The following is a 22,881-nucleotide window of genomic DNA, read 5'->3' as shown; positions in this document are numbered from 1 at the left end:
CCTTGGAAAGCGGATCAACGTGTCCATTCGATGGATAAAATCTACTGCGTCTCGGTGCAATAGCCAAGGGTCCCGGGCCGCTACCGGGGCATTGGCGCGGGCATGGCGATGCGCCCGGAACCCGCGTAAACGTTCAGGCTGGTCCCCCGGCTGAAGCCCGCCAGGGTGATGCCGGTGGACTCGGCGAGCTCAACGGCCAGGCTGGACGGGGCACTCACGGCGGCAAGCACGGGAATCCCCGCGAGCGCCGCTTTTTGCACGAGTTCGAAGGACGCCCGACCGGACACCTGGAGCACCGTTCCGCTGAGCGGCAGCCGCCGCTCCCGCAGGGCCCAGCCCACCACCTTGTCCACCGCGTTGTGCCGGCCCACGTCCTCCCGCAGGCACAGAAGCCGGGCACCGCCGTCGTCGTCAATGCTGAACAGGCCGGCGGCGTGCACTCCGCCGGTGGCTTCGAAGACGGTCTGGGCCTCACGGAGCAGGTCCGGCAGGGAGGCGAGCGTCCCGAGGGGCACCGTCAGTGTGTCCTCTGCCGGGGTGAAATGCGAGGACTTCCGGACGGCGTCGATCGAGTCCGTGCCGCAGATGCCGCAGGAACTGGACGTGTACACATGCCGCCCCGTGTCCGGCAGCGCGACGTCCGGCCGGAGCTGTGCTTCCACTACGTTGAATGTCTGGACGCCGTCTTCGTCCTCCCCCGCGCAGAACCTCAGCGAGATCAGCTGGTCCGGGTCCCAGATGACTCCCTCGGATACCAGGAAGCCCGCCACGAGATCGAAGTCGTCCCCGGGCGTGCGCATGGTTACGGAGAAGGACAGACCGCCCAGCCGGATCTCCAGGGGCTCCTCCACGGCCAGCACGTCTTCCCGGTGCCGTACGGGAAATTCACGTGCCCCCGGCGAGCCGTCCATGACGTAGCGGTGCACCTTGCGTCGTTGCGTCACGCGCCCCATCGGACCACCCCTGCTGTTTGGCTGTTCATGCGTCCATCATTGCAAGCGCGGCGGCCATACACCAACGTTCACGGGCTCAGTCCAGCAGCGCGCTCCAGTCCACGGGGCCGTCCTGCGCCGCCGGTTTGCCGGCGGACCTGCTCCCCGCTTTCCGTGCGGGCGCCTTGGGCTTGGGTTCAGCCGTCTTCGGTTCGGGGATGGCGGGTCCCCAGGGCAGGGCAAAGGCGGGGACCATTTCGCCCAGCTGCACACCGTGCGGCGGGACCACCATCACGCCGTCGGCGGAGGCCAAGCCCCGCATCATGCCCGGGCCCGTGTGCTGGGCAGGAGAGGCCATGCCGTACAGGAGCCGGAACGGCATGAGCCGGGTCCTTCCGGGGTCGGGGTCGATCATGGTTCCGCAGGGAACGTCCCGCACGGGCGGCATGGCCCCGTGACCCAGTGCGGCAAGTAGCGGTGCGCCCACCGTGGACAGGGCCATCATGGCCGCCAGCGGGTTGCCTGGCAGTCCCAGCACGAATCGGCCGTCCGGGAGCTCGGCAAGGACGGCCGGGTGTCCCGGCCGCATGGCCACGCCGTCGATCACCAGCCGTCCGCCGAGTTCCGCCACGGCACGCCTGAAATGGTCGGTCCCGGACCGTCCGGTGCCTCCGGTGGTGATCACGACGTCGGGTGGCAGGCCGGGTGCCGCGGCGTCACCCGGGACGGGTGCCCCGGTTCCGACGCCCCCGGTTCCGACGTCCTCGAGCGCTTCAAGCCACTCGCCGTAGCTGTCGCCGATCCGGACCTGCTCGGCGCAGAGCCCGCCCAGCATTTCCACCACCGAGGCCAGCTGCGGGCCAAAGGTGTCCCGCACCTGTCCCGGGACCGGCAGGCCGTGGTCCACCACCTCGGAGCCCGTCAGTACGAGCTTCACCACCGGCTTGCCGAGCACCACAACGTCGTCGTAACCCGCGAGGGCGGCCAGGGCCAGCTGTGCGGGATTCAGCGTGGTGCCGGCCTTGACCAGGACATCGCCTTCGGCGGCTTCCTCCCCGGCTTTGCGGACGTGCTGGCCGTTGCGGGGTTCGCCTGGCCGGGCCGTGCCGCCCAGAGCCAGCACGGGCAGGCCCTCGTCGTCTGTGGACATGACGCCGCTTTCGCTGCGGAGCACGGCCTTGGCGCCGGGGGGAATGAGCCCGCCTGTCACGATGACGCTTGCCTGGTGCGGAGCCAGCCGTTGACCCGGGTCGGCCAGGATCCACGGCCCTGTGCCGTTGACGGCCCATCCGTCCATCGCGGAGGACGCGTAGTGGGGTATGTCCTGCAGCGCGGTGACGTCGGCGGCCAAAGTCCGTCCCAAGGCCGAGCGCAGCGGAACTGGACCCGGTGGGATGGGGGAAGCACAGTCAAAGGCTGCCTGCCGGGCTTCTTCCCAGGTATGTGCCAGGTGCCTGGCGGGCTCGTCAGCCTCCGGGGCGGCGTCGGCGGAAGGCGGTTCGGGAGGGGCTGTCATTCCCCCGGTGTCCCGCTGGGAGCCGCAACGCCGGCTGTCCCGCCGGCTGCGGGCGGAACGGCGGTGCCCTGCGGCTCGTCCGCCGCGTATGCCTGGGACAGGGAACGGGCCACATCCATGGCGGCCTTCATCGACGTGGAATCAGTGGCGCGGTCCGAACCTGACGCCAGGCCGGCAGCAAAGCCGGCAATGAAGGTGGTCAGCGGGGCGGCCGGCCGGACAACCGAATGCGCGGCAACCCCGGCGAGGGACAGGACCTCGTTGATGTCCACGTCAACGTCCTCCAGCTCGAAGGCACGAAGCAGCAGCCGGCACCACTCCTCAAGGGTTTCGTCCTGGCTTTTCATGCCTGCCTCCAAAACTCGACTGCCGCTGCGGCGCTGCGGAGGCGGATCATTGCCCCCGTGCAGCCACTCCTAGTGCGGCCGCATCGTCCCAGGTATCCACGTCATCCGTGGAGCCGGCAGGGACCATGACAGCCTGCACGTCAAGCCTAGCAAGGAGAGCGAAAACTGACCCGTGCGTCAGACTCCCGGCGGCCTCGGCGTCGTCGACGGCGCGTTGTAGCGCAGCTGTGTGGTAAAAACCGGCCAGCGGCTGCAGACGGCCGTCCGGGGACGAGGCCAAGACGCTGCCGGCCGCGGCGGCAGCAGCGGCCTCCCGAAGGGCGCCGACGGCGTCGGCCGCCCGCGGCATATCGCATGCCAGGACAAGGACCAGCGCGGCATCGTCCTCGTCGGCCGCCCGGGCGCGCCGAAGGCCGGCCAGGCCAGCGGCGATGGCTGCCGCCGGTCCGGCGAACGGCGGATCCTCGCGGCAGCTCAGTATGCCGGCCGGGAGGTCGGCCGGTTCCGGGCCCACCACCACGATGCGCCTCGCGCCGCCTGCAGCGGCGATTGACCGCTCAAGGAGGGTGGCGCCGTCGTACATCAACGCGGACTTGGGCGTGCCGCCCAGCCGTGAGGAGCGGCCGCCTGCCAGAACTATCGCATCAAAGTCCACGTACCCAGCGTAATGCGGAGCAGGTCAGGCGGCAGTCTCCGGAAGCAGGAACGGATCCCACGCCGGCGTGGGCTTCTCCAGTTCCTTGATCTGCCAGATGGTGCCCACGGGAGGCGCCGGCACGAACCGGAGCTTCCAGCCCATTTCGCCGGGGGTGTGATCACCCTTGACGTTGTTACAGCGGAGGCAGGCCGCGACGAGGTTTTCCCAGGAGTCGGCACCGCCCCGGGACTTCGGGTGGACATGGTCTATGGTGTGTGCTGCCTTGCCGCAGTACGCGCACCGGTGGCCGTCCCGGCGGAGGACGCCGCGGCGGCTCACGGCGGTGATCATGTTGTACCGGGGCCGGATATAGCGGTTGAGGAGAATCACGGACGGACGGCCCATGATGTCCTGCGGCCCGACGACAGGATCGTCGCCTTCGGCCACCACGCTTGCTTTTCCGGTGAGCACAAGGACCAGCGCCCGGCGGAAGGTGACTACCGCCAGCGGTTCATATCCAGCATTCAGAACGAGAGTGCGCATGCACATACCTCTTCACGGCCGCACCCGGCAGAGGCGCGAGGGCCGGCTGCCCTCTGCTTGTCCGGGCTATGGATCGACACCACAAGAGTAAACACTGACAGGGCAGATGAGCGAATCGGGGACGCGGACGGACGTCCCGTGTCGGAGCGTACGGGGCAGGCGGGAACGCAAAAGGACCCCCGCCGCAGTGGCAGGGGTCCTTTGGAAGCCTTGGGCTTTAGCCTTAGCCGCCGACGCGGATGAAGACCGGGCCGGAGCCGACGTTGACGCTGAACAGTGCGGTGGTTCCGCCGTTCCAGCCGCCGTGCACCGCCTGGCCGTTGCCGACGTAAACTGCGATGTGGGCCATGCCCATGCCGCCGTTTTCGTAGTATGCGAGGTCGCCCGGCTGGGCTTCAGCAGCGCTGACCGTACGGCCGAGGGACAGGTAACCTGCCGGCCAGCCGTGGTAGTTGATGCCCACGGCTGCGAGGGAGTTGGTCGCCAGCGCGGTGCAGTCCTGCGAAACACCCAGCTGCGCGTAGGCAGCAGCGGCGATCGAAGCGCCCATGCCGCTTCCGGCCTTGGTGTTCGGCGCCGCCGGAGTGGAGGCGGTGACGGCGGCGTTGGCATCCACTGCCGGAGTCGCGTCGGCCGCGGGGGCCGCTTCCTGGACCTGGACGACAGGCTTGGGAGCCTCGACGGGAGCCGGCGTCGTGGAAACAGCAGGCTTCTCGTAGGAGATAGCGATGCTCGAAGCGGCGGAAATGGTTGCCGGCGCAGCGGACTGAACTTCAAGGGCCGACGTCGGAGCGGATTCCCGCTGAACGTTGGTCTCCGCGGCATTGGCGGCGATGCCGCTGGTCAGAACGAGTCCGGAAGCAGCAGCGATAACTGCGGCCTGGCGGCCTACTCCACCGGCGTTGTCGCCGACAGCCTTGGCAATGACGGCCAGCGAGTTGGTCTTGGTGACCTCGGCGCGGTGGCGTGCAATGGTCGCACGTGTAGTCATGATTTCTCTCTTTCGTGTTCCACGGACCGCGGTAGCAGGCCGTGGTTTAGCGACGCGCCGGCATCTTGGGGGTATGCCGGATCGTCTCGAATGGGGTTCTTAGCGAAGGGTGTAAAACGAGGACGTGCCCGTGGCGGACACTGCGTGCAGGATGGTGCCGTCCGAGGGGTTCAGCGCGCTGATCATCATGCCGTTGCCGACGTAGATGCCCACGTGGGCGCCGCCGTTCTGCATGACTAGGTCGCCGGGAGCCGGCGTTGAGGTGGGCGTCATGGCGTTCCACGCGTTGACGCGGGGAATGCTGATGCCGGCCTGCGCGTAGACCCACTGGGTGAAGCCGGAGCAGTCCCAGCCGCTGGGAGTGGTGCCGCCCCAGACGTACGGGTGGCCGATCCCGGTGTACGCGATGGCTGCCAGCCCCGAAGCCGCAGCGGACTTCGCGGCGTCGGTCAGCTTGTCAGCCTTCGCGGTGATGGACCCCGCAGCCGCGGTCTCGTCGCTGGACTGCGCGGCGAGGGTTTCGGTGACGGGGGCCGCCTCGGTGGTGACGGCAGGACGCTCGAAGGAGACAGTGGCGGTGGGCGCGGCGGTCACAGCAAGCTGCGTGGCCTGGGAACCGGACTCCGCGGAGGCGGAGACACCGATGTTGGCGTCGGCGGCGTTAGCCGGCATGCCAATGCTCAGGATGAGCCCTGAAGCAGCTGCGATGACAGCTGCCTGGCGACCTACTGTGCCAGCATTAACGCTTACTGCCTTGGACACGGAGTCCAACGGGTTCATACGAACCGTTTGCGCACGGTGGCGCGCAAGATTGTGGCGTGTAGACACGAAGGTAGCCTCTCCCAATGCCTACGAGGTGAGCTGTCGGATTCGGATGGGAGTCACCCGGCCGCTCTGCTTCCTGGGAAGCTTTGCGACTTAACCCCAAGGTCTTCTTGCGAAGACCAAAATTGGTTCCCCCGCCTCTGCCAGACGATGTAATGCGAACGGACCTTGAGCGGTGGCAGAGTTAGGCAATCCACTCAAGAGCGTCAACTTCGGAAAAGTTGACGCGGTTTAGACGGTACAGGACTTCGGAGCGAATGTCACATTCAGGTCACGGCATGTCACAAGAATGAGAGAGCACTCCATCGGCTTTGGCTCAGAGCCAGCCGGTGGGATCAACGACGTCTCCGTTGACCATCACCTCGAAGTGGAGGTGGCAGCCGGTGGAGGCGCCGGTGGTCCCGCTAAGGGCCACGACGTCGCCCCTGGAGACCTTCTGGCCGACCTCGACACTGAATGACGACAGATGGTTATACGTCGTCTCCAGGCCGTTGCCGTGGTTGATGACAACGCGGTTGCCGCCACCGTAAGGGTGCCAGCCCGCGAAGGTGACAGTGCCGCTAGCGGCCGCGAACACAGACGTGCCGCACTGGGCCGCAAAATCCTGGCCGCGGTGGAACTCTCCCACGCCGCCCGTAATGGGGCTCACGCGGTAGCCAAAGGGCGAGGACTTGACCAGGGTTTCGAGGGGGGATCCGAGGGTTCCTGCGGACGCCGCGCGGGAAATGCTGCCGGCGGACTGAGCGCTCAGGAGCTGCTTGAGTTTGCCGTCGGGGTCACCCTGGGTGGACACGGCAGTGCGGCTGAAATCCACCTTGGCCGCGGCCTCAGCGGAGACTTCCGGCTGGGCAGGCGAGGCAAAAGAGGCGGGCGAGGAGCCCTCCCCCAGGGCCATGACGGGGCTGGTGGCGGGAACCGTGACGGTCAGCAGGAGACCGGTGGCAGCGAGGGCGACTCCGGCTTTCTGGCCCACCCCGCTGGCTGCGGCAAAGTCCGTGACCTGGCGGAACGGGCCCCGGCGCCGACGAGCTTCGCGCTGCGCATCCCGGGGGCGTTCCGCGGAGAAGGCTTCAGGGAGGCGCGGCTCCGAAGCGGGACCGGTCGCGCGGCGGCGGCCCCGGGCATGCTGCATGGTCAAGAACGTTTCCTCTCTGGATAGCCTGCGAAGTTAGCTGTCGGATTCGGGTCAGAGAGTTCATCGACCCGGTCCGCCGTGACAAGCCTTTTCGGCGCAGGGGTATCCCGGGAGATTCCTTCTGCGGAAAGTGGCTTGCTGCTGCGGACTTCACCCCAAGGCTGTTTCAACAGCCGCTTGTGGTTCCCCCGCCTCTGCCAGTAGGTGCTTCGTGCTACTGATCCGCTGGCAGAGTTCGGCTCCAGATCAGGTAACGCTTTAGTATCGGCGCTGCCTTTTAACTATAAGTGATTAAGCTGCACGGTAATAATTCCGTTATCTTGCCTGTGCAAAAGTTGTAGGGCGTCCTGCCAACAGATGTCAGACAACCCGCGCATGGTGCGGGTTTAGCCTACGCGGACGAAGACGTGGGCGGCCACTTCGGGCGGCAACTCCAGTGCGCCTTCGAACCCGGGGACACGCACGGAGATGTACTCCCCCACACGCTCGAGGGACACCGCGGCGCCAGGACGGATCCCACCTTCGTCCAACTGGACCAGCAGCTCCGGTTCAACCTGGATTGGTTCCGCCAGCCTGCTGACGGTCACGCGGGAGTCCGGGCCGTAGCCGGCCATGGCGTCGAGGAGGTTCAGGACCCCGTCCGAGAATGCGTTCGACGGCTGCCCGCCGAGCGCCGCCAGCCCGGGAATCGGATTGCCGTACGGCGACTCCGTCGGATGGTTGAGCAGTTCGAAGATCCTGCGCTCCACACGCTCGCTCATGACGTGCTCCCAGCGGCAGGCCTCGTCGTGGACGTACGCCCAGTCCAGGCCGATAACATCGGCGAGGAGCCGCTCGGCAAGGCGGTGCTTGCGCATGACTTCGGTGGCGCGCTTGCGGCCGGTTTCGGTCAGTTCGAGGTGTCGGTCGCCGGAAACAACCACGAGCCCGTCGCGTTCCATCCTGCCGATAGTCTGGGACACCGTGGGGCCGGAGTGGCGAAGCCGTTCGGCGATTCGGGCCCGGAGCGCCACGATGTTCTCTTCTTCAAGCTCCAAAATGGTCCGAAGATACATCTCCGTGGTGTCGATCAGATCCGTCATTCAGCTCAGCTCCTCGAGCACAGTACTTTGTGTCCGTCCCACCGTACCGCGGGCCCACCGTAGCGGGCTCCGGCAACCTGCTCCGCGGTCGCAGCTCGACGGCGGAACAACACCGGCATGACCACCCGTACGTCCATTCAAAGCTTAGCCTATTTTGAATTACTCCGGATAATCCCCCGTCGTGCCCGGACCTGTCTCAATGACTGGACTGTGACGGGTGCGTTTCCCGGGATTTCCGGGTCTCAGGCAGAATAAAAGGGGCCTTCGCGGGCAGCCACGCCTCCCGCCGGTCATCTATTGACCCCGCCCAACCGCATGTCCATGCCGAAAATTGGAGCCACTGTGAGCGACACCAGCATCACTATCCCAGCAAACCTCCTGCCCAAGGACGGACGGTTCGGCGCCGGACCCTCCAAAGTCAGGCCCGAGCAGATCGAGGCACTGTCCGCAGCCGCCACAACACTCCTGGGAACGTCGCACCGCCAGGCCCCGGTCAAGAACCTCGTCGGATCGGTCCGTGAGGGCCTCAGCACCTTCTTCCGCGCTCCCGATGGCTACGAAGTAGTCCTCGGTGTGGGCGGATCGACCGCGTTCTGGGATGTGGCCAGCTTCGGCCTGGTGGAGGAGAAGGCGCAGCACCTGTCCTTCGGCGAGTTCGGCTCCAAGTTCGCCGCAGCCACCAACAAGGCCCCGTTCCTGGCGGAATCCTCCATCATCAAGTCCGAACCGGGAACATGCCCGGCACCGCGGGCCGAGGCCGGAGTGGACGTCTACGCCTGGCCGCAGAACGAGACCTCCACCGGCGTCGCCGCCCCCGTGAAGCGCGTGAACGGCGCGGACACCGGTTCCCTGGTGCTCGTGGACGCCACGTCCGCTGCCGGCGGCCTGGACGTCGACGTTGCCGAGACGGACGTCTACTACTTCGCGCCGCAGAAGAACTTCGCCTCCGACGGCGGCCTGTGGCTTGGCCTGTTCTCCCCCGCCGCGCTGGAGCGCGCCGCCCGGATCAAGGCGAGCGGCCGCTGGATTCCGGACTTCCTGGACCTCCAGACCGCCATCGATAACTCCAAGCTGAACCAGACGTACAACACGCCGGCCCTGGCAACGCTGGTCACCCTCGATGCCCAGGTGCAGTGGCTCAATGCCAACGGCGGCCTCGACTTCGCTGCCGGCCGCACCGCCGACTCCGCGGGCCGCATCTACAAGTGGGCAGAAGCCTCCGAGTTCGCCACGCCGTTCGTGGCCAACGCCGCGGAACGCTCCAACGTCATCGCGACGATCGATTTCGATGACTCCATCGATGCGGCCGCCATTGCCAAGGTGCTCCGCGCAAACGGCGTCGTGGACACTGAACCGTACCGGAAACTGGGACGCAACCAGCTGCGCATTGCCACCTTCGTGGCGATCGAGCCTTCGGACGTCACCGCCCTGCTCGAATGCATCGACTATGTGGTGGGCGAGCTGAAGAAGTAGCCCTTCCCCCAGCTATGCGGTGGCGCCTTTTGGGCGGCAGCGTCCGACGGCGTCGTCCGGGCTTGCGTCCCGGCCGGCGCCGTCCGCCGTTCCGGCGCGGGCACCAGCGCAGCGACCTGAGCGACGCCGTCGGCGTTTAAGGATGCGCTGTTGGGCACCACGGTGTTGGGCAGGAGGTCGTCCCTGACCACGTCCCGATGTTGGAGATGAGCGCGCCGACGAACCAGATGCGGTAGTTGAGGATATGCAGGGATCTGAAGGTGGACATCATGGCCGGCCTTCGTGGAACTCAATCCCGGATGATCCCAACGGTGGGATCAGCCCTGCCCGGAACTCTCCGGGACGATGCCGGAGCCGTCAGCCGCGTTCTCCTCGGCAGCGTTTTCCGCAGGAGCGCTGTCCTCGGGAGCATCCTCCTCGCCAGCATTTTCCGCCGGAGCACTGTCCGCGGGAGCGTCCTCCTCTGGAGAACTGTCCTCGTCGCGGGCGTCCTCGGGGCGGACCCGCTCGGCCCAGGGCACCCACTCCGGCGCGAGGATTGAATCCTCGGACGGGAGCAAGCCAAGTTCGTTCACAGTGATCACCTTGGACCGCGAGTTGCGGGTCAGGACGGCGTACCACTGCCAGCCGACGTAGCCGGGCAGCCGCGATTCGAAGAGGTGCGTCACCACACGGTCACCCTCAGTGCGGGCGGCAAGGTGGTCGCCGATTTCGGAGGCCTTTGCGATGCCTTCGACGGCGGCCCTGGCGACGTCCACGGCCGCCGCCAGCACGGCGTCCGGCTTGCCCGTGCGCCACACAGGGACGCCGGCACGCCGTTTGGGCGCCTTGGAGTCCGCCTTGGCTTCGGCCTGTTCAGGTTCCGGGTTCATCAGGGGCCTAAGCGTCCAGCTCGTCGGCAACCTTACGCAGGGCGGCGGCGATGGCCTTGCCCTTGTTGCCCTCCGGGTACTTGCCCGCCGACAGTGTTCCCGACAGGTTATCCAGGACGCTTACGAGGTCCTGGACCAGCGGAGCGAGGTCCCTGGCGCTGGGACGCTTTGCCTTGGCGATGGACGGTGTCTTGTCGAGGACACGCAGCCCCAGTGCCTGGGCGCCCTTACGGCCGTCTGCGACGCCGAACTCAACGCGGGTGCCGGCCTTCAGTTCCGTGATGCCTTCGGGGAGGGCAGACTTGGGGAGGAATACTTCCTGCCCGTCCTCGCCTGCGAGGAATCCGAAACCCTTGTCCTTGTCATACCACTTGACCTTGCCGGTAGGCACGTAATCAACCTTCTTCGTTCTGACGTTCTGAGACATGTCCGGCCATCACCGCATCCACACTGATGTGCGGGTTCAGGGCATGACGTCCTGGTCCATGTTGGTCTGTTCCTTCAAGGTTATCCTGACTGGCCCCGTTATCCTGCTTTGCGGCGCGGCTGCGGCCGGACTGTTAGCGTTACTGCATGATATCCACGCGTTTCCGGCGTCCGCTGATGATCGCCGCAGCGCTCCTGGCAGTGCTTTCCCTCGTGGCCGTCGGAACGGTGATGGCCATGGCCTTCAGCGGCCAGGCCGCGCCGCAGTGGATCACCTCCACCGCGCTCTACGGGCTTCCGGCGGCTTTCCTGCTGATGCTCATCCTGATAATCGACGGCGTCGCAGCCCGCCGCCGGGCGGGAAACCCCGGCGGGCGGTAACGTTGGACTGATGTCCCTCATTCGTGCGCTGAGCAAGGAACTGGAGGCACGCAGCGATGAGTCGTTGCGGGCCCTGTTCGCTGCGCGGCCGGACCTGATGTCCCCCGGCGTTCCCGACTTTGCGGCACTGGCTGCCCGGGCCAGCGCGCGGGTGAGCGTGCAGCGCGCACTGGAACGGCTGAACCGGCCCCAAATGCAGGTCCTCGAGACCCTCCACCTGTGCACGAACACGGACACCGGCCACAGCGCATCGGCCACGGTCCTCAAGAAGCTGATCGCCGGTTCAACCGTGGCCGCCGTTGAACGGATACTGCTGTCGCTGCAGGAACTGGCGTTGGTGCACCGGGCCGAGCCGCCGCACAGCGCCGGGCCGGCGGCGCACAGGCAGCGGTTCTACCTCCCGGTGGGCAGCCTCAAGGACGTCGTCGGAATATATCCGGCCGGGCTGGGTCGCAGCTATACCGAACTCGTGCGGCTGCAGCCGGCCTTCGCCCAGCGCGTCGTCCAGCTCGTCAACGAGCTGCACCGCAGCGGGGCCGACATCCAGGCGGCCACCACTCCCATGGAGGCAGCGCTGGCCCTGCAGCACTGGACGTCCTCCCCCGAATCCTTGCGGGCAGCCCTCGCCACGGCTCCGGAGCGCACGACGGCGCTGCTCGCCAGGTTCAGCAACTGGGCCATGGGTGCCGTCCCCCAGGCGCAGCGGAAAGCGTCCGTGACCGCCGAGGGGTCCGACGTCGGGCCGGTGGACTGGCTTTTGGCGCGCGGCCTCCTGGTGCCGCTGGACGCCGCGCACGTGGAGCTGCCGCACAGCGTGGGTATGTCGCTCCGGGGCGGCGCCGTCATCGACAATTTCTCACTGACTCCGCCGGTGCCGACGCTCGGCACCACCACCGCCGCGCTGCGCCGCAACGCCGCCCTCGGCGCCATCGCCGAGACCCTGCGGCTCACCGGCGAACTGCTCCATGCCGTCCGCATGCAGCCGCTGGCCACGCTGCGGAGCGGCGGCGTGGGTATCCGCGAAATGCGGCGGCTTGCCGATTCCCTGCGGGTCGATCAGCAGGTGGCCGCAGTGCTGCTGGAGTTCTGTGCACTGTCCGGACTGGTCCGGCTGGATGTGGACAGCTCCTGCTGGGTGCAGCCCCCTCACCTGGAGTGGCTGGGACTGCCGCGGCAGGAACAGTGGCTGTGGCTGGTCAACGCCTGGCTGGCCAGCGAACGCGCCCCCTCACTGGTGGGCCAGCCCATCAACGGCCAGCCCGGCGGGCAACCCGGCCACCGGGCCGCCGCCGGCACCACGGTCAACGCGCTCTCCGCGGAGGCCCAGCGAACCGATGCGCCCGTCGTCCGGAGGAGGATCCTGGAAATCCTGCAGGAGCTGACCCTTGAAGCGGAAGCGTCCGACGGGACAGCCCCGGTCCTCAACGCCGAGGCCGTGCTGCAGCGCGCCGAGTGGTCCCAGCCGCGCATGGCCCGCCGGTTCAGCTCGCTGATCCGGGGAGTGCTTGCGGAGGCGGAAATGCTCGGACTGATCGGCTCCGGCGCGCTCAGCCAGCTGGGCGCGGCCATCGCCGCGGAGTCGCCCCAGGACGCCATGAACATCCTCGGCGAGCACCTGCCCGCGGCGCTTAGCCACGTGCTCCTGCAGGCTGATCTCACGGCCGTGGCGCCGGGCTACCTGGCCCCGGAGCTGAGCGAACAACTGCTGCGGATGTCGGACGCCGAAGGGCAGGGCCCAGCCACCATCTACCGGTTCTCGGCGGCGTCCATCCGGCGTGCGCTGGACTCGGGACTGGACGCCGCCGCCATCCTCGGCTTCCTCCGCCAGCACTCGGCCACCGCAGTTCCGCAGCCGCTGCAGTATCTCGTGGAGGACACCGCCGCCCGGCACGGCAAGCTGCGCGTCGGCGCGGCAACCAGCTTCATCCAGAGCGACGACGAGGCCGCCCTCAGCGAACTGGCCGGCGAGGCCGCCGCGTCGTCACTGGGCCTGGTCCGGATCGCCCCCACCGTCCTGGTTTCCACGGCATCGCCCCGGCAGACGGCGTTGGTGCTGCGGGGGCTGGGACTTTCGCCCGCCGTCGATGACCCGGGATCCGCCGTCGTCCACCTGAACCGTACTGCGCCGCTTCAAGGCAGCACCCGCCCCGTGTACAGCGCACCCCGCACGGCCCCGGCGGACGCGGACGTGGACGCCCAGCTCGCGGTGCTCCGCAGCCACGCCGCGGACGCCGGCACGGGAGCCAACGGCGCGCATCCGGCCTTCGCCGGCGGCGCCGAAGAAGCCACGCAGCTGGGGCTCGAGACGCTCAGGAGGGCTATCCGGCTCAAACAGCGGGTCACCATGAACGTGGTGGACAGCCTGGGGAATGCGAGGCTGGAAACCGTTGTTCCGGTCTCTGTAACCGGTGGACGCGTCCGGGTCTTCGACCCCGCCAAGGACACTGAAAGGGTGCTCTCCATCCACCGGATCATCGACATCGAAACAGCAGAGGAATCGCATTAGTGAAGGTTTTCGCAGCGTGAACGACGGCCCGCTGATCGTCCAGAGCGACAAAACCATCCTCCTGGAAGTCGACCACGAGCAGGCCACCGAGGCCCGGCACGCCATCGCTGCCTTCGCGGAGCTGGAACGTGCGCCCGAACACATGCACAGCTACCGGCTCACGCCGCTGGGGCTCTGGAATGCCAGGGCGGCCGGGCTGGATGCGGAGAAAGTGCTCGACACCCTGCTCAAGTACTCCCGTTTCCCGGTGCCGCATTCGCTGCTGATCGACATCGAGGAAACCATGTCCCGCTACGGGCGGCTCAGGCTCGAAAAGGATCCGCAGCACGGGCTGGTCATGCGCACCACTGACTACCCCGTACTTGAGGAGGTCAGCCGGGCCAAGAAAATCCAGCCGCTGCTGGGGCCGCGCATCGACGGCGAGACCGTGGTGGTCCACTCCTCCCAGCGCGGTCAGCTCAAGCAGCTGCTGCTGAAGATCGGCTGGCCTGCAGAGGACCTTGCCGGCTATGTCGACGGCACGCCCCACCCCATCATGCTAAACGAGTCGGGCTGGAAGCTGCGGCCCTACCAGCGGCTGGCCACCGAGAACTTCTGGGCCGGCGGCAGCGGCGTGGTGGTGCTGCCCTGCGGCGCGGGCAAGACCCTGGTGGGCGCCGCGGCGATGGCCACGAGCTCCACCACCACGCTGATCCTCGTGACCAACACCGTCTCGGCACGGCAGTGGAAAGACGAACTGCTCAAGCGGACCTCGCTGACCGAGGCCGAAATTGGCGAGTATTCGGGCGCCGTCAAGGAAGTCCGGCCGGTGACGATCGCCACGTACCAGGTCCTCACCACGAAGCGGGGCGGCCTGTATCCGCACCTTGAGCTGGTGGACGGCAACGACTGGGGGCTGATCATCTACGACGAGGTCCACCTGCTCCCCGCACCGATCTTCCGGATGACCGCGGACCTCCAGGCCCGCCGCCGGCTGGGCCTGACAGCCACGCTGGTACGCGAGGACGGCAGGGAGGGCGAGGTCTTCAGCCTGATCGGACCCAAACGGTACGACGCGCCCTGGAAGGACATCGAGGCCCAGGGCTACATCGCACCCGCGGACTGTGTGGAGGTGCGCGTGGACCTTCCCCGGGACGAGCGCGTCGCCTACGCCATGGCGGAGGACGCCGACAAGTACCGGCTCTGCGCCACCTCCGAGACCAAGACCCTCGTCGTGGAGCAGCTGGTGGAACGGCACCGCGGCGAGCAGCTGCTCGTGATCGGGCAGTACATCGACCAGCTCGATGAGCTGGGCGAGCGCCTGGGGGCGCCGGTCATCAAGGGTGAGACCTCCGTGAAGGAACGCCAGAGGCTCTTTGACGCATTCCGCGCAGGTGAAGTCCAGACCCTCGTCGTGTCCAAGGTGGCCAACTTCTCCATCGATCTCCCGGAAGCATCCGTTGCCATCCAGGTGTCGGGTTCCTTCGGGTCGCGGCAGGAAGAAGCCCAACGACTCGGCCGGCTGCTGCGTCCCAAGCAGGACGGCCGCGCGGCGCGCTTCTACTCGCTCGTGGCCCGGGACACGCTGGACCAGGACTTCGCTGCCAAGCGGCAGCGGTTTCTGGCCGAGCAGGGCTACGCGTACCGGATCATGGACGCCAAGGACGTGGACAAGGCCAGTTAGCCCACGCAACACACAACTTTCATCCAGAAAACTCCCAGACTCTGGGAGCATCATGGGAGATATGAAAAAGAACGGTGCCGAGGCAAAGCTCCTCGTGGTCGATGACGAGCCCAACATCCGCGAGCTGCTGTCCACCTCGCTGCGCTTTGCCGGGTTCGAGGTCGTGTCGGCCGGCAACGGGCGCGAGGCCCTCGCCGCTGCGGAGGCCCACACTCCGGACCTCGCCGTGCTCGACGTCATGCTTCCGGACATGGACGGCTTCACGGTGACGCGGCGGCTCCGCGCCGCGGGCAAGCATTTCCCGGTCCTGTTCCTCACCGCCAAGGACGACACCGAAGACAAGGTCACCGGACTCACCGTGGGCGGCGACGACTACGTCACCAAGCCGTTCAGCCTCGACGAAGTGGTGGCGCGGATCCGCGCGGTGCTGCGCCGCACCCAGCCGCTGCTGGACGACGACGAGGCAGTGATCCGCGTTGACGACCTCGAACTCGACGACGACGCCCACGAGGTGCGCCGCGGCGGAACGGTCATTGAGCTCTCGCCCACCGAGTTCAAGCTCCTGCGGTACCTGATGCTCAATCCCAACCGCGTGCTCTCCAAGGCCCAGATCCTGGACCACGTCTGGGAGTACGACTTCAACGGTGACGCCTCGATCGTGGAGTCCTACATTTCCTACCTGCGGCGCAAGGTGGACATCGATCCGGACGCCCCTGCCCTGATCCAGACCAAACGCGGCGTCGGCTACGTGCTGCGGACAGCAGAAAAGCGCTGACCTTGCTGGAACGCTGGAAGTCCGCCACCCTCCGGTCCCAGCTGGTGGCCATCATGATGGCCCTCATGCTAGTGGCCTTGGCTGTGACCGGGGCGGGCACCCTGACACTGCTGCGCAGCTACCTCGAAGGCCAGGTGGACGACAAACTCAAGGCCGCCGTCGAATCTGCCGAGCAGGAGCGGTCCTTTAGCCAGATCGCCATGCCCAACACGAGCGTCCCCACCGATTACTCGGTGGTCGTCTACTACCCGGGAGCCCCGGGACGGGTTCTCGGCGACAGCAAGGACCCCCGCCCGGACATCGACGCGATCACCGTGGAGGAGGCCCGGCAGCGCGGCTTTGAGCCCTACCAGGTCCGCGGCACCGACAACGCCAACTGGCGGGTGGTTGCTGTCAGCATCGTCGACAGCAACCAGCAGCGGGCCGTGGTGGTCATCGGGCTGCCGCTCTCGACGGTGGATGAAGTCCTGCGCCACGCCACGCTGGTGGTGGTGGGTGTCGGGATGCTGACGCTGATCCTCGCCTTCTTCATCGCCTCCTGGACAGTCACCAGATCCTTCCGCCCGCTGGCCCGGGTCGAGAAGACGGCGGCCGCCATCGCGGCCGGCGACCTGTCACGCCGCGTCGCAGTGGAGAATCCGGACACGGAGGTGGGACGCCTCGGACGGTCGTTGAACGCCATGCTCGCCCACATCGAGGCCGCCTTCGCAGCACGGATGGCCTCCGAGGACCGCATGCGGCGTTTCGCCGCCGACGCATCGCACGAATTGCGCACTCCGCTCGTGACAATCAGGGGATATTCGGAGCTCTACCGGCACGGCGCACTGGAGTCCCCTGAGGACGTCGCCAGCGCCATGGGCCGGATCGAGAGCGAAGCCAAGCGCATGGGCTCCATGGTGGAGGACCTGCTCCTGCTGGCACGGCTCGATGAGCAGCGGCCCCTCCAGGAAAAACCCGTCGACCTCCAGCTGCTCGCCCACGACGCCGTGGTGGATACCCAGGCCAGCGACCAGAAGCGCGTGATCACCCTGACGGGCCTCGACGGAAGCCGCGCCGAGCCGGCACCTGTGCTCGGCGACGAAGCGAAGCTCCGCCAGGTGGTGGGCAACCTCGTAGGCAACGCTTTGCGGTACACACCCGAACGTACGCCGATCGAACTCGCAGTAGGCGTGCGGTCAGGCGCCGACGGTTCGCAGCGGGCCGTCCTGGAAGTCCGGGACCACGGGCCCGGAATTCCGGACAGCGAAGCGCCCAAAGTCTTCGAACGCTTCTACCGGGCCGACACGTCGCGCACCAGGGATACCGGCGGCAGCGGGCTCGGCCTGGCCATCGTGGCGGCCATCGTGGGCTCGCACGGCGGGTCCGTACGCGTGGACACCACCAAGGGCGGCGGCGCAACGCTGACGGTCAGCCTGCCCGTCCGCGATGATGCACGGGAAGAGCGCCATGAAGACGCCCGGAGCGAAAGCCTGGACGGCACTCCCCACGGCGACGGAACCGGCGACGGCGGCAGCCGGGCCTCCAGCCAGGGCGGCGACGGTCGAGGCAGCGACAGCAGCCAGGCCGGGTTGTCCACATACAGGAACTGACCTGTCGCGCCCGCCTCGGCTGATTTCATAGGATCGGCATAGCGGACCGGACAACCGGCCCCATTCCGCAACCGACTGTCCCGCACACCGCGGTGCCGTGCACCGCAGTACTGTGCACCGCAGTCCCCGCACTATATCGAGAGGCCACAGCTATGAGCATCATTTCCGTCGATACCGAGCTCCTTCAGATGAAGTCAGCCAACGTGAAGGCAACGGTCGACCGCATCAGCGCCGACGTCCAGGCCATGAAGCATGGCCTGGACGAACTCCAAGGAACATGGCGCGGGTCAGCCGCCACCAACTTCCAGGCACTCGTCACCGAATGGACGCTGACGCAAAGCAAGGTGGAGGCGTCGCTGGCGTCCATCAACCTCGCGCTGTCCTCCGCTGCGGCCACGTATGCCCAGGCTGAACAGGGCAACGCCCAGCGCTTCAGCTAGCGGACGCGAAGGGCGGCGGACCCTGTCAGGCCTCCGGCGTGCTCTGGTGGAAGCGGAGGCGCCATTGTCCGCCGTCCAGGACCCACAGGGAGCTCCGGAGGGCCGTGCCGGAGCGTGAGTAGCTCCGGTAGGTCAGCAGGATCGTGTCCGTTCCGATGCGGTCGGCACCGAGAACGTCCAGGTCGACCGGGCCTGCCGGGCTTTCCTCGAGGGACATCATCATCGCGTCCCGGGTCCAGATCCTTCCGGCGCTGCCGATTTCCACGAAATCCGGATGCAGCAGCACGCCGGTCCGCCCGATGTCGCTGCGCACGTCCGGGCGCAGGAGCTCACGTTCCAGCGCTTCCACGGTTTCCTCAGCGCTGGGACCGCGGCCCCGCGTCGCGGCGAAAACGTCCGTGCCCAGTTCACTGAACAGGTCCGGCTCGCTAAACGGTCCTGATCCGTTGCTGCCCGCTCCGGCGCTGTCCTCCCCCGCGCTGCCCGGGCCCTCGCTGTCCAGGCCGCCAAACAGGTCCAGCTCGTCCGCTCCGTTGGGCTCGGAAAAAGACGATGTCTGACGGACGGCCACGGTCTGCCGCGCCTCCGGTTCCTCGGCCGCGGCGGCAGCCCCGGGGAAGCCCGGCCCCGACCGGGCGGCCACACCCTGCTGGTAGGCCACGGCGACGGCACGGGCGCGCTCGTCGGCCGCTTCGTTCAGGTCATGGCCCGCGTGGCCCTTAACCCACTCGAAGGTGTATTTCCGGCCGACCAGTTCCCGGTCAATGTCCTTCAGGATGTCAACGTTGAGGACCGGCTTGCCGTCAGCCTTGCGCCACCCTTTGCGCTTCCAGCCGGGCATCCACTTGGTCACTGAATTGATCACATACTGGCTGTCGCAGAGAATACGCAGATCCTCCTGCGGGATGTGGGCGGTAGCGCGGAAAAGGTCCAACACAGCCATCAGCTCACCCTGGTTGTTCGTGCCGTGCGGCCATCCTCCGGCGCGCCAGCAATCATCGTTTACGTACCAGGCCCATCCGGCCGGGCCGGGATTCCCTAAAGCCGAACCGTCGGCCGCTGCAGTAATCGTCACGGATCCATCCTGCCAGACACCACCGACACTGCCGTCCGCGGGCACCCCGCGGCCATGCGGGACACGCATCATTGCCGTTAAAGACCTGCGGCGGCCCCACCCGAAGGTGGGACCGCCGCCGATCTTTAAGCGTTGTGCGCTAGCCGGAAGGCAGGGGTTTAGAAACCGCCCATGCCGCCCATGTCGTCGCCACCGCCCATGGCCGGAGCGTTCTTCTCCGGCTTGTCGGCCACAACAGCCTCGGTGGTGAGGAACAGTCCGGCAATGGAAGCTGCGTTCTGCAGGGCAGAGCGGGTTACCTTGACGGGGTCGTTGATGCCGGCGGCCAGCAGGTCGACGTACTCGCCGGTTGCTGCGTTCAGGCCGTGGCCTGCGGGCAGGCCGCGGACCTTGTCCACCACAACGCCGGGCTCGAGGCCTGCGTTGTAGGCGATCTGCTTGAGCGGGGCGTCGATGGCAACGCGGACGATGTTCGCACCCGTTGCCTCGTCGCCTTCAAGCTGCAGGTTGGCGAATGCCTTCGCGCCGGCCTGGATCAGGGCAACGCCACCACCGGCGACGATGCCTTCCTCAACGGCAGCCTTCGCGTTGCGGACAGCGTCCTCAATGCGGTGCTTGCGTTCCTTGAGCTCAACTTCGGTTGCGGCACCGGCCTTGATGACTGCAACGCCGCCGGCCAGCTTGGCCAGGCGCTCCTGCAGCTTCTCGCGGTCGTAGTCGGAATCGGAGTTTTCGATCTCGGCGCGGATCTGGGAAACGCGGCCGGCAATCTGGTCAGCGTCGCCTGCACCTTCGACGATGGTGGTCTCGTCCTTGGTGACTACGACCTTGCGGGCGCGGCCCAGGAGTTCGAGGCCGGCAGTCTCCAGCTTGAGGCCGACTTCCTCGGCGATGACCTGGCCACCGGTGAGGATGGCGATGTCGGCGAGCTGCGCCTTGCGGCGGTCACCGAAGCCCGGAGCCTTGACGGCGACGGACTTGAAGGTGCCGCGGATCTTGTTGACGATCAGGGTGGCCAGGGCCTCGCCCTCGATGTCTTCGGCAATGATCAGCAGCGGCTTGGAGGACTGCATGACCTTTTCGAGGACAGCAACCAGTTCCTTGACGTTGGAGATCTTCGAGTTGACGATCAGGATGTACGGGTCCTCAAGGACCGTTTCCTGGCGCTCGGTGTCCGTGACGAAGTACGCGGAGATGTAACCCTTGTCGAAGCGCATGCCTTCGGTGAGCTCAAGCTCCAGGCCAAAGGTGTTGGACTCCTCGACGGTGATGACACCTTCCTTGCCGACCTTGTCCAGGGCCTCGGCAATGAGCGCGCCGATTTCGTTGTCGCCAGCGGAGATCGAGGCCGTAGCGGCGATCTCTTCCTTGGTTTCAATTTCCTTGGCGGAGTCCAGCAGTTCGCGGGTTACCGCTTCAACTGCCTTCTCGATGCCGCGCTTGAGGGACAGGGGGTCAGCTCCGGCCGCGACGTTGCGCAGGCCTTCCTTGACCAGGGCCTGTGCCAGCACGGTAGCCGTGGTGGTGCCGTCGCCTGCGACGTCATCCGTCTTCTTGGCAACTTCCTTGACCAGCTCGGCGCCGATCTTCTCGTAAGGATCGTCCAGCTCGATCTCCTTGGCGATGGAAACACCATCGTTGGTGATCGTGGGGGCGCCCCACTTCTTTTCGAGGACGACGTTGCGTCCACGCGGGCCGAGGGTGACCTTTACGGCGTCGGCGAGGATGTTCAGGCCCCGCTCAAGGCCGCGGCGTGCCTCTTCATCAAATGCAATGATCTTGGCCATAACGGCAGTGGTCCTTTCGGGACGGTCGTTAAGAATGAACCTCGCTGCGGTGCCCGCGACGGACGATCCTTCCTGCAGGCCTCTGTATGCCGGCAGTCCGGATCTCACCCCAACCAGGTGTTTCTTCCGCTCCACGTAGGCGACTGACCTCGCTGACGGCCTGAACCGGGCGATGCTTTAGCAGTCGATACGTAGGAGTGCTAATCAATAATTAGCACTCCCCCGGGGAGAGTGCAAGCAGATGCGGCCGAAAACCGTGGAACGGCGGCAGGCGCTTCGCTCCCAGCGATCAGCCGGCGGCCCGGCCGGCCGCCTCGGTGCCGGTAAGTTTGGCGTTGTTGTCCGCGCCATAGGTGAACACCATGTAGTTGGCAGCGGTGACATCGCCGTTCACATCGAACCGAACAGGGCCTGATTCACCGTCATAGTCCACGGCGGTTCCGGCCTTGATGGCAGGGAGGCATTCCTTGTACGTCTTGCAGACGGAGGGCTTCCCGGCGGGCTGGGCGGCGCTTTGGCCCTGGCCTGCAGAGCCGCCCGAGACGGAGATCAGTTTCGCGGCGATCGAGGCGCCGGCGTCGTCATCCGCCACGGCGGCCGCCACGGCGGCAAGATTAACGGCGTCGTAGGTTTCCGGCGCAAAGGTCATGTCCTTGAGGCCCGCGTCCACTGCCACGAGTTCACCCTGCAGGTGCGCGGATGGGAAGACTCCGGGGACGACGGCGCGCGCGCCGTCCAGCGCCTTGGCGCCGAGCCCCGAGCCGTACTGCCTGAAGGCGCCGTCGCTCAGGATGAGCTTGCTGCCCGGCACGCCGGCGTTGGTGAGTTCGGCGACGGCCCCCTGCGCCCCGTCGCGGGCAATGACGACGACAGCGTCCGGCGCGGCCTCCCGGGCGGCCGCCGCGGCTTTCTGCGCCTCCCCCGGTTTGAAGGCGGAAAGCGTCACCGCTTCCAGCCCGGCCCCCTTCGCTGAAGCGGACACAGCCGCTGACACGTCCTTGCCGTATCCGCCGTCCTCGTAAACCACGGCCAGGCTCTTGGCCCCGCCGTCCCTGGCCAGTTTCACCAGGATGGCCGCCTGGGCGACGTCGGCCGCGGCTGTGCGGAAGTAATATCCGCCGCTGTTGTACTTGCTCAGCTCCGCCGAAGTATTCGCCGGAGAAATGAGCGTGACCTTGGCCTTGGACAAAACGTCAATGGCGCCCGGCGCCCGGCTCGAATCGGTGGGGCCAATCACGACGTCGGCCTTCGCGTCCACGAGCTCCCTCGCCTGCGCGGCGGTGTCGGCGTCGGTGTTCGCCGGCAGCAGTTCCACCGGCCGGCCCTTGTGGCCGCCGGCCGCATTGATTTCCTGGACGGCCAGTTTCGCGGCCGCCAGCTGGGCAGCGTTGAGGAACGCCTGCGGGCCGGTGTTGTCAAGGATAAGGCCGATCCGCAGGGTGCCGTCACCGCTGGCCTCCACCGAGGCCGTCCTCGCGTTGCCCGCAGAACCGGAGCACCCGCCCAGCGCCAATACGGCGGCAGCACCCCAGGCGGCGGTGCGGGCGGACGTCAAGGTTCCGGTCCGACGTCGGGCAGTCACCGGGGAGGACCTGCGGGCGGCGCGGGGCGTCACTAGGCGGGCCGGACGTTTTCGGCCTGCGGGCCCTTTTCGCCTTCGCCGACTTCCAGCTCCACGCGCTGGCCCTCGTCAAGAGCGCGGTAACCGTCACCCTGGATGGCGGACCAGTGCACAAAGACGTCGTCGCCCGAGCCGTCAACCGTAATAAAGCCGTAGCCCTTTTCCGCGTTGAACCACTTCACGGTTCCCAATGCCATGATCTCCACACTTTCAGATTGCTTCCGTAAGGCCCACTTCAGTGTGTGCCGTGAATTACGCGTTGAAG

The 22,881-nt window shown here is 67.0% G+C and carries 22 protein-coding genes and 2 riboswitches; of the genes, 7 read left to right on the top strand and 15 right to left on the bottom strand.

The genetic code is table 11. The features are described from left to right. Positions 1 to 80: 80 nt before the first annotated feature. From fdhD to ABFP37_RS13900, 9 genes are all read right to left on the bottom strand, one after another. A complete protein-coding gene (gene fdhD / locus ABFP37_RS13940) occupies positions 81 to 953 on the bottom strand; it encodes a formate dehydrogenase accessory sulfurtransferase FdhD (protein WP_347033938.1) in 873 nt (290 codons plus the stop codon). Positions 954 to 1,029: 76 nt separating this feature from the next. Beyond that, a complete protein-coding gene (locus ABFP37_RS13935; protein ID WP_347033937.1) occupies positions 1,030 to 2,448 on the bottom strand; it encodes a molybdopterin molybdotransferase MoeA in 1,419 nt (472 codons plus the stop codon). Beyond that, a complete protein-coding gene (locus tag ABFP37_RS13930) occupies positions 2,445 to 2,795 on the bottom strand; it encodes a DUF6457 domain-containing protein (RefSeq protein ID WP_347033936.1) in 351 nt (116 codons plus the stop codon). Before ABFP37_RS13930 ends, ABFP37_RS13935 begins: the two co-directional genes overlap by 4 nt. A gap of 46 nt (positions 2,796 to 2,841) precedes the next feature. Beyond that, a complete protein-coding gene (locus ABFP37_RS13925; protein ID WP_347033935.1) occupies positions 2,842 to 3,450 on the bottom strand; it encodes an NTP transferase domain-containing protein in 609 nt (202 codons plus the stop codon). A 24-nt stretch (positions 3,451 to 3,474) separates the two neighbouring features. Next, positions 3,475 to 3,975 carry an HNH endonuclease gene (locus ABFP37_RS13920; RefSeq protein ID WP_347033934.1) on the bottom strand — a complete coding sequence of 167 codons (501 nt, stop codon included), beginning with the start codon at positions 3,973 to 3,975 and terminating at the stop codon, positions 3,475 to 3,477. Positions 3,976 to 4,198: 223 nt separating this feature from the next. After that, positions 4,199 to 4,966 (bottom strand): NlpC/P60 family protein, encoded by a 768-nt coding sequence (locus ABFP37_RS13915; protein WP_347033933.1) that lies wholly within the window; start codon positions 4,964 to 4,966, stop codon positions 4,199 to 4,201. A gap of 99 nt (positions 4,967 to 5,065) precedes the next feature. Further along, complete coding sequence (locus ABFP37_RS13910; RefSeq protein ID WP_347033932.1) at positions 5,066 to 5,638, bottom strand: C40 family peptidase; 573 nt, start codon at positions 5,636 to 5,638, stop codon at positions 5,066 to 5,068. Between the two features lie 160 nt (positions 5,639 to 5,798). Further along, positions 5,799 to 5,992: riboswitch (cyclic di-AMP (ydaO/yuaA leader) on the bottom strand. A 115-nt stretch (positions 5,993 to 6,107) separates the two neighbouring features. Next, complete coding sequence (locus ABFP37_RS13905) at positions 6,108 to 6,923, bottom strand: M23 family metallopeptidase (RefSeq protein WP_347033982.1); 816 nt, start codon at positions 6,921 to 6,923, stop codon at positions 6,108 to 6,110. 10 nt (positions 6,924 to 6,933) lie between these two features. Next, positions 6,934 to 7,177, bottom strand: a riboswitch (cyclic di-AMP (ydaO/yuaA leader). A 135-nt stretch (positions 7,178 to 7,312) separates the two neighbouring features. Beyond that, the gene (locus tag ABFP37_RS13900) at positions 7,313 to 8,008 is read right to left on the bottom strand and encodes a metal-dependent transcriptional regulator (RefSeq protein WP_078028519.1); all 696 of its coding nucleotides are present in this window, start codon (positions 8,006 to 8,008) and stop codon (positions 7,313 to 7,315) included. A gap of 342 nt (positions 8,009 to 8,350) precedes the next feature. Between ABFP37_RS13900 and serC the strand changes: the two genes are divergently transcribed. Next, positions 8,351 to 9,481 (top strand): phosphoserine transaminase, encoded by a 1,131-nt coding sequence (gene serC / locus ABFP37_RS13895; protein ID WP_347033931.1) that lies wholly within the window; start codon positions 8,351 to 8,353, stop codon positions 9,479 to 9,481. A gap of 317 nt (positions 9,482 to 9,798) precedes the next feature. On the opposite strand, the gene ABFP37_RS13890 is transcribed toward serC, so the two are convergent. After that, positions 9,799 to 10,353, bottom strand: a complete 555-nt coding sequence (locus tag ABFP37_RS13890; protein WP_347033930.1) for a DUF3027 domain-containing protein — start codon at positions 10,351 to 10,353, stop codon at positions 9,799 to 9,801. A 7-nt stretch (positions 10,354 to 10,360) separates the two neighbouring features. Further along, positions 10,361 to 10,744, bottom strand: coding sequence for a cold shock domain-containing protein (locus ABFP37_RS13885; RefSeq protein ID WP_078028601.1), 384 nt, complete (start codon positions 10,742 to 10,744; stop codon positions 10,361 to 10,363). Between the two features lie 182 nt (positions 10,745 to 10,926). Here ABFP37_RS13885 and ABFP37_RS13880 point away from each other — a divergent pair, with 182 nt between their 5' ends. The 6 genes from ABFP37_RS13880 to ABFP37_RS13855 all read left to right on the top strand — a co-directional run bounded on the left by ABFP37_RS13880 (position 10,927) and on the right by ABFP37_RS13855 (position 18,133). Beyond that, positions 10,927 to 11,160, top strand: coding sequence for a hypothetical protein (locus ABFP37_RS13880; RefSeq protein ID WP_078028516.1), 234 nt, complete (start codon positions 10,927 to 10,929; stop codon positions 11,158 to 11,160). 10 nt (positions 11,161 to 11,170) lie between these two features. After that, entirely contained in the window at positions 11,171 to 13,666 is a 2,496-nt protein-coding gene (locus tag ABFP37_RS13875; RefSeq protein ID WP_347033929.1) for a helicase-associated domain-containing protein, read from the top strand. A gap of 16 nt (positions 13,667 to 13,682) precedes the next feature. Beyond that, entirely contained in the window at positions 13,683 to 15,329 is a 1,647-nt protein-coding gene (locus ABFP37_RS13870) for a DNA repair helicase XPB (RefSeq protein WP_347033928.1), read from the top strand. A 61-nt stretch (positions 15,330 to 15,390) separates the two neighbouring features. After that, complete coding sequence (locus tag ABFP37_RS13865) at positions 15,391 to 16,104, top strand: response regulator transcription factor (protein WP_078028513.1); 714 nt, start codon at positions 15,391 to 15,393, stop codon at positions 16,102 to 16,104. Between the two features lie 2 nt (positions 16,105 to 16,106). After that, entirely contained in the window at positions 16,107 to 17,693 is a 1,587-nt protein-coding gene (locus tag ABFP37_RS13860) for a HAMP domain-containing sensor histidine kinase (RefSeq protein ID WP_347033927.1), read from the top strand. Positions 17,694 to 17,845: 152 nt separating this feature from the next. Further along, positions 17,846 to 18,133 carry a WXG100 family type VII secretion target gene (locus ABFP37_RS13855; RefSeq protein WP_078028512.1) on the top strand — a complete coding sequence of 96 codons (288 nt, stop codon included), beginning with the start codon at positions 17,846 to 17,848 and terminating at the stop codon, positions 18,131 to 18,133. Positions 18,134 to 18,158: 25 nt separating this feature from the next. On the opposite strand, the gene ABFP37_RS13850 is transcribed toward ABFP37_RS13855, so the two are convergent. From ABFP37_RS13850 to ABFP37_RS13835, 4 genes are all read right to left on the bottom strand, one after another. Beyond that, entirely contained in the window at positions 18,159 to 19,208 is a 1,050-nt protein-coding gene (locus ABFP37_RS13850; protein ID WP_347033926.1) for a ribonuclease HI family protein, read from the bottom strand. Positions 19,209 to 19,366: 158 nt separating this feature from the next. Beyond that, positions 19,367 to 20,995 carry a chaperonin GroEL gene (gene groL, locus ABFP37_RS13845; protein WP_078028510.1) on the bottom strand — a complete coding sequence of 543 codons (1,629 nt, stop codon included), beginning with the start codon at positions 20,993 to 20,995 and terminating at the stop codon, positions 19,367 to 19,369. A gap of 289 nt (positions 20,996 to 21,284) precedes the next feature. Next, the gene (locus ABFP37_RS13840) at positions 21,285 to 22,577 is read right to left on the bottom strand and encodes an ABC transporter substrate-binding protein (RefSeq protein WP_347033925.1); all 1,293 of its coding nucleotides are present in this window, start codon (positions 22,575 to 22,577) and stop codon (positions 21,285 to 21,287) included. 32 nt (positions 22,578 to 22,609) lie between these two features. Next, positions 22,610 to 22,813 (bottom strand): cold-shock protein, encoded by a 204-nt coding sequence (locus ABFP37_RS13835; RefSeq protein WP_139362837.1) that lies wholly within the window; start codon positions 22,811 to 22,813, stop codon positions 22,610 to 22,612. Positions 22,814 to 22,881: the final 68 nt, after the last annotated feature.

Origin of the sequence: Burkholderia sp. RS01 (assembly GCF_039748055.1) — a bacterium.
GTDB lineage: Bacteria > Actinomycetota > Actinomycetes > Actinomycetales > Micrococcaceae > Arthrobacter.
This window is presented reverse-complemented; position numbering and strand designations above follow the sequence as displayed.

Coding starts and splice junctions, on each gene's coding strand:
- fdhD (WP_347033938.1), bottom strand. CDS start 953: ATGGGGCGCGTGACGCAACGACGCAAGGTGCACCGCTACGTCATGGAC.
- ABFP37_RS13935 (WP_347033937.1), bottom strand. CDS start 2,448: ATGACAGCCCCTCCCGAACCGCCTTCCGCCGACGCCGCCCCGGAGGCT.
- ABFP37_RS13930 (WP_347033936.1), bottom strand. CDS start 2,795: ATGAAAAGCCAGGACGAAACCCTTGAGGAGTGGTGCCGGCTGCTGCTT.
- ABFP37_RS13920 (WP_347033934.1), bottom strand. CDS start 3,975: ATGCGCACTCTCGTTCTGAATGCTGGATATGAACCGCTGGCGGTAGTC.
- ABFP37_RS13915 (WP_347033933.1), bottom strand. CDS start 4,966: ATGACTACACGTGCGACCATTGCACGCCACCGCGCCGAGGTCACCAAG.
- ABFP37_RS13910 (WP_347033932.1), bottom strand. CDS start 5,638: ATGCCGGCTAACGCCGCCGACGCCAACATCGGTGTCTCCGCCTCCGCG.
- ABFP37_RS13905 (WP_347033982.1), bottom strand. CDS start 6,923: ATGCAGCATGCCCGGGGCCGCCGCCGCGCGACCGGTCCCGCTTCGGAG.
- ABFP37_RS13900 (WP_078028519.1), bottom strand. CDS start 8,008: ATGACGGATCTGATCGACACCACGGAGATGTATCTTCGGACCATTTTG.
- ABFP37_RS13890 (WP_347033930.1), bottom strand. CDS start 10,353: ATGAACCCGGAACCTGAACAGGCCGAAGCCAAGGCGGACTCCAAGGCG.
- ABFP37_RS13880 (WP_078028516.1), top strand. CDS start 10,927: ATGATATCCACGCGTTTCCGGCGTCCGCTGATGATCGCCGCAGCGCTC.
- ABFP37_RS13875 (WP_347033929.1), top strand. CDS start 11,171: ATGTCCCTCATTCGTGCGCTGAGCAAGGAACTGGAGGCACGCAGCGAT.
- ABFP37_RS13865 (WP_078028513.1), top strand. CDS start 15,391: ATGAAAAAGAACGGTGCCGAGGCAAAGCTCCTCGTGGTCGATGACGAG.
- ABFP37_RS13855 (WP_078028512.1), top strand. CDS start 17,846: ATGAGCATCATTTCCGTCGATACCGAGCTCCTTCAGATGAAGTCAGCC.
- groL (WP_078028510.1), bottom strand. CDS start 20,995: ATGGCCAAGATCATTGCATTTGATGAAGAGGCACGCCGCGGCCTTGAG.
- ABFP37_RS13835 (WP_139362837.1), bottom strand. CDS start 22,813: ATGGCATTGGGAACCGTGAAGTGGTTCAACGCGGAAAAGGGCTACGGC.